Origin of the sequence: Paraglaciecola sp. (genome assembly GCF_051252315.1) — a bacterium.
In the GTDB taxonomy this organism is placed as follows: Bacteria; Pseudomonadota; Gammaproteobacteria; order Enterobacterales; family Alteromonadaceae; genus Paraglaciecola.
On sequence record NZ_JBPOFP010000169.1, the window covers coordinates 1 to 6,732 of the forward strand.

Here is a 6,732-nt window from a genome sequence, read left to right on the forward strand (position 1 = left end):
GCTCTACAACGAAGCGGACGCGGAAGCGCCTGCGACCACCAAGCTGACCGTCACTTTCGACGCGGCCATGAACGAGACCGTCGATCCGGTAATCACCACAAATGCCACCACCACGCTAACCGCGCCTTCGGGCGTCTGGACCAATGCCACCACCTATACCGTGACCTACACCGTCGTGGATGCGAATATTGAGCTGCCCGATGTCTTGGTCAACATTTCCGGTGCGCAGGACGTAGCGGGCAATGCCATGACGGCGCTGACAGGCGAAACCAGCGGCACCGAGATCGACACCTTCGCGCCGACCACCACGATCAGCATTAATGACATCACCGCCGATAATACGCTCAATGCCGCCGAAGAAGAGGGCGATGTGGCCGTGACAGGCACGGTGACAGGCAATTTCGCGACCGTGGGCATGGTCACGCTAACCGTGGGCGGCACCGACTACACGGGCGCGGTTGTGGATGGCGGATTCTCCATCGACGTGCCGGGCAGTGTGCTGGCGGGAGAGACCTCCATCAGCGCCAGCGTGACGGGCATGGATGCGGCGGGCAACACCACCGAAGCGACCGATACGCAGACTTATACCGTTGATGTGGCCATTCCCGATGCGCCCGTGATCACGGGCATCACGGATGATACGTCTTTTGGAAGTGATCTGCGCCCTGAACTGACATCGGATGGGGTGACACGTGATACCTCCCCAATGATCGAGGGAACGGCGGAAGCGAATACACGCATTCAGCTTTTCATTGACGGTGTGGCATCCGGATCGCCGGTCTTTGCGACCGGTGGCACCTTCGCAATCACGCCTGTCCTTGTGGATGGGGATTATGCGATTACGGTGACGGCCACGGACAGTGCGGGCAATGTCAGCGCGCCATCCGAGATCTTTGAGCTGACAATTGACACCACACCGCCTGCGGCGCCCACGATTGATCTGGCGACGGCATCAGACGACGGGTCGCTCGACAGTGATAACATCACCAATGAGGCGCGCCCCACATTTACCGGCACGGCCGAGGCCGGATCGACCGTTCTGATCCGCGATGACAATGCAGTCGAATACGGACGCGTGATCGCGGATAGCGAGGGTGTTTGGACCTTTACGCCCGACATGGACCTGCCACTGGGCACCACCAATTTTGCCGCAGAAGCTGTTGATATCGCGGGCAACGGCACCTTGGGCAATTCGATTGAGGTGACCATCGACACCACAGCACCCACCGTGACCGTCACACTTGACGACACTGATCTGCTTGTGGGCGAGACGACGACCGTGACCTTCACCTTCTCCGAGGCCGTGGCCGACTTTACACTGGATGATGTGACTGCTGAAAACGGCACGCTGACCGGCCTGACCTCTGATCTGGACGGGGATACCTGGACCGCGACCTTCACGCCGGCAGTGGATACCGAGGACGCCACGAATCTGATCTCCGTCACCTCCGACAGCTATATCGACATTGCGGGCAATGACGGTGCGGGGGCAGATTCTGCCAATTACACTGTGGAGACCCTGGCGCCGACGGCCACGATTGACGTGGATGCAACCGCGCTGAAAGCGGGTGAGACGGCGACCGTGACCATCACCTTCACCGAAGCGGTTGCAGATTTTGATCTGACCGATCTGGAGGCCGACAGCGGCACGCTGAGCGCGCTGACCACGACCGACAACATCATATGGACCGCCACGCTGACGCCTGACACGGATACCGAAGCGGCCATGAACGCGGTCCGCTTTGCGACAGGCTTTGCCTACACCGATGTTGCGGGCAACCCCGGGACAGGTGCGACCTCGGGCAACTATGCCGTGGATACGGCTGTGCCTGATGCACCCGTGATCACGGCGATCACCGATGATACCATCGTCGGCCTGAACCCGACCGAAAGCAATGACGACAGCCTCGATCTGACCGGCACCGCCGAGGCGGGGGCCAGTGTCGAGATCTTTGTGGATGGCACATCGGTTGCCACTGTCACGGCGGATGCCACCACGGGCGACTGGTCCTACATCTATGCGGTGCCTGTGACGCAGGGCGCCTATACGCTGTCCTTCACGGCCGAGCAGACGGACCTTGCGGGCAACACCAGCGCGGCCTCTGCCGCGTCGACCATCGACATGGATTTCTCGCCCCAGATCACCGGATTTGGCGATAATGACCTGGGCGATGATACCGCCGACAACGGCACCGGCACGGCGGTCGAGAATGCCGACACCAACAATGCGGCCGAGGCAGCCGCTGTCACCGTCTCCGGCACCATCGCGTTCGAGGATATTCCCTCGGGCCAGACCTATACAGTGACCAACGCACCGCTGACGCCAAATTCTGTCGGCCTGTTCCAGCCCTCGATCAGCAACCAGACCACCACCGACACGGTGGGCGAGCTGACCTGGACGTTCACGGTCGCGAATTCCGCGATCAACGCGCTGGGTGCGGATGATGTGATCACGCAGGACTATGACGTCACCATCACCGACAACAATGGCGATGCCACGACCCAGACGATTACCGTTTTGATCCAAGGCACCAACGACGGCCCCGCGATCACCGCGCAGGCGCGCGATGCAGGCGAGGCGCTGACCGAGACGGCTGCGGGCCCCCAGACCCTGACTGCCAGCGGCACGCTGACTGTGCAGGACGCGGACAGCGGCAATATCAATGAAGGCGTCGATTTTGATGGCGATACGCTGAGCGTGACCGCCCCGACCGCGGCCACTGTGACCTATACAGGTGATGCTGCCATGCCCGCAGACACCACCACGCTGGCCGCAGCCGCCAACCTGACATTTGGCGTCGCCGTCGAGGCGGATGGCACTGAACAAACCATCACCTATGACTACACCGCCACCGACACCATCGACTGGCTGGCGGCGGGTGAGACTGTGGAACTGACCTATGCGGTCGAGCTGTCGGATGGCGAGAGCGGTACGGCGACCACGGATGTGGTGATCACCATCACCGGCACCAATGACGCACCGACTGTTGTGGCGATGTCCACCGATGATACCGCTGCCATTACCGAAGTGGCCGAAGATGCGATGGATGCTGCCGAAGGCGACACGCTGACCGATACGGGCACCATCACCTTTGCCGATCTGGACCTGTCGGACGAGCATACGGCGTCTGTCACCGCCGCGCCTGCGGGTGCGTTGGGGTTGCTGACGCTGGGCGCTGTGGATGATGCGGCCAATACCGTGGGCTGGACCTACACGGTTGCGGATGGCGATCTTGATTATCTGGCCACAGATCAGGAGGTGACCGAGGTCTTCACCGTCACCATCGACGATGGCAACATGGGCACCATAGAGCAGACTGTTACCGTCACGCTGACCGGCACCAATGATGCGCCGACGATCGGCGTTGTGGCAGAACTGGACTCGGATTCCGCCTCGCGTACCGAGGGTGATGCGGGCCTGACGGCCACCGGCACGCTGTCGGTTGCGGATGTGGATGTGACGGATGAGGTCACTGTTGTGGGTGCACCCACGGTCAGCACCGACGGCCCCGATGGCGGGCTGATGAACGCGACTTTGGCGGGCATGCTGACGCTGACACCGGCCCCGTTCGCCACGGTCATCGCGGATGGCGACACCACCGGCACGCTGACATGGGATTTCGACAGCGGCAGTGAGGCGTTCAACTTCCTAAATGTGGATGACACGCTGGAGCTGACCTACAGCTTTGATGTGACCGACAGCAAAGGCGGCACGGCAACGCAAGAGGTGACCATCACCATCGAAGGCACCAACGACGGTGCGACAATTGCGGGCGACGATGAAGGCACCGCAACCGAAGCGGGCGGCGCGTCGAACGCTACCGCAGGCATGGCGAGCGACACAGGCACGCTGACCAGCATCGATGCGGACAACGCCGACAATACCTTCATGGCGGCAACTGGCCTTGTGGGCACCTACGGCACGCTCGACATCACGGCGGCAGGTGTGTGGACCTACACGCTGGCCGACGGTCAGACGAATGTTCAGGCGCTCAACGCGGCGGAAGATGCCACGGATATGATCACTGTGCAGTCCATCGACGGGACAACGCATGTGGTTACCATCGACATCACCGGTGCCAACGATGCGGCAGTGATCACCGGCGATGTTGCAGGCGGCGTGATCGAGATGGGCGTGGATGCGACGGGTGCTGCCATTGGCACAGCCACTGTGACCGGCGATCTGGACCACACGGATGTGGACGGCGGCAACATGGACGACACATGGAACACCACCGTTGTCACCGATGGCACAAACGGCAGCCTGACCATCGGTACGGATGGCCAGTGGAGCTACACGCTCACTGATACAAACATCGCTGTGGACGAATTAGACGATGGCGAGAGCATCACCGACACAGTGACAGTCGCGACCGCAGACGGCACCACGCAGGACATCACCATCATGATTACCGGTTCTGATGATGCGGCGATCATTAGCGGCGCTGACAGCGGCAGCGTGACCGAGGTGGGCGGCGATGGCACCGCGCCCGCTGATACGGCCTCGGGCGATCTGGACCACACGGATGTGGATGGCGACGATGCGAATGACGCTTGGACAGCCGGAACCGTTGCAGGCACCTACGGCAGCCTGATGATCGGCGTGGATGGCATGTGGACCTACACGCTGGACGATGGCAATGCGACCGTCAACGCGCTGAACACTACCGATGCAGCCCTGACCGATACCATCACCGTCACCACCAGCGGCGGCACGACCAAAGACATCCAGATCACCATCAACGGCACCAATGACGACGCCACGATTGCGGGCGATGACACAGGTGCGGCGACTGAAGCAGGCGGCGTGCTGAACGGCACTGCAGGCACAGCACCAGCCATGGGCACGCTGACCAGCACGGATGTGGACAACCCTGACAATACCTTCACAGCCGCCACAGTTATGGGCACCTACGGCAATCTGGTGATCAACGGCGCAGGCGTGTGGACCTACACGCTGGATGACACCAAGTCGGTCACACAGGCGCTGGATGATCTCGACACGGTGATGGACACGATCACCGTCACCTCCATCGACGGCACCAGCCATGACATCGTCATCGACGTGACGGGTGCAGCCGATGCGGCTGTGATCACCGGTGATGTGGCGGGGGGCGTGACCGAAGCGGGCGGTGTGAATAACGGTACTGCGGGCATTCAGACGTTCATGGGCGACCTCGACCACACAGATGTCGACGGGGACGATGTTGATGATGCATGGACCACCCAAGTTAACGCGGCTGGTAGCTATGGCACGCTGACGATCAACAGCGTAGGCGAATGGACATACACGCTGGCTGAGGGGAACCCAGCCGTTGAGGCGCTGAACGCAGGCGAGCTGCTAACGGATACCATCACCCGTACAACCACCGATGGCACGACGCAGGACATCGTAATCACGATCACTGGCAGCAACGATGCGCCCGAAGTCTCGGGTGTTGTGGCAGCTCCTGCCACCACGGATATCGCAGCGGAGGTTTCGATTGATCTGCTGGCCAATGCCTCCGACAAAGACGCAGGGGGGACTCTGCCCGACGATCTGGATGTGGCCTCTGTCACTGTGGCCGTTACCGGAGGTGCATGGGCACCAACTGTCGCGTTCAACGTAAATGCGGAAACCGGTGTGCTTACCATCGATCCCGCGCAATTCGCAGCGCTGGACGAAACAGAGAGCCGCACACTCACCTTCACCTACGATGTGGTGGACGAGGCGATGGCCGCGACCCAGACCACCGCGACAATCACCGTGAACGGCACCAACCACGCGCCAGTGATCGAACTGGGCGCATCCGAGCTTTCGGGTGCTGTTACCGAGATCACGGAGGGGGATATGGCACCCGATCCGCTTGAAGGCAGCACGCTGACCGCCAGCGGCACAATCACCTTCGACGATGTGGAACAGTCCGACACCCATTCGGTAACAGTGACTTCGCTGGCGTCCATGGGCACACCAGCCACGACCGATTACATCGGGACCTTCTCTTCGGGCTTCTCGTCTGTGGCAACAGGCCCGGGCAAAGGTACGATTATCTGGGAGTTCAATCTGGTTGACGCCAACATCGACATGCTGCGCGAAGGCGAGACAATCACCCAGACCTATCAGGTCAGCATCGAAGATCAGGCAAACGTCCAGAGCCAGACGCAGGAACTGATCACCGTTACCATCACGGGCACCAATGACCAGCCGGTTATTTCAGCCGTCACCAACCCCGCCACCCAGACCGAGGCTAACGATTTCGAGGGTACGCAATCCATCTCTGCCAGCGGCAGCCTGACCGTCTCCGACACCGACTCTGGTGGCACGCCCGGCGGCGCGCCCGGCGGGACCAGCACGGTTCCCTACGCTGGCGATGTGCTTACAGCCTCCATCGATACCGCTGGCACAGCGGCCTACACGGCCAATGGCGGCATGGCGACAATGACACTGCCCACAGGCGTGGACGTGGCTGCACTCGTGGCCACGAGTGCGGTGACCTTCACTGACAACGGACAGGATGCGACAGGATCGGCGCAGACTTTCAACTTCGATTATTCCGCAGCGGCCGGTCTGGACTGGCTGGGTCTGAACGACACGCTGACCATCACCTACGATGTGGCGGTGACAGACGACTCTGGTGCGGATGACGCTGATGAAGCCACCGACCAGATTGTAATCACCATCACGGGTACGAATGATGGGCCGGTGGCGTCTGCGGCTGTTGTGACGTCAACGGATGAGAATATCGCGGATGA

The 6,732-nt window shown here is 61.2% G+C and carries 1 protein-coding gene; it reads left to right on the forward strand.

Annotation, left to right across the window (positions count from 1 at the left end; translation table 11 throughout):
* The coding region (locus tag ACSHXM_RS20255) for a VCBS domain-containing protein (RefSeq protein WP_435691938.1) at positions 1-6,732 on the forward strand (6,732 nt) is incomplete at both ends.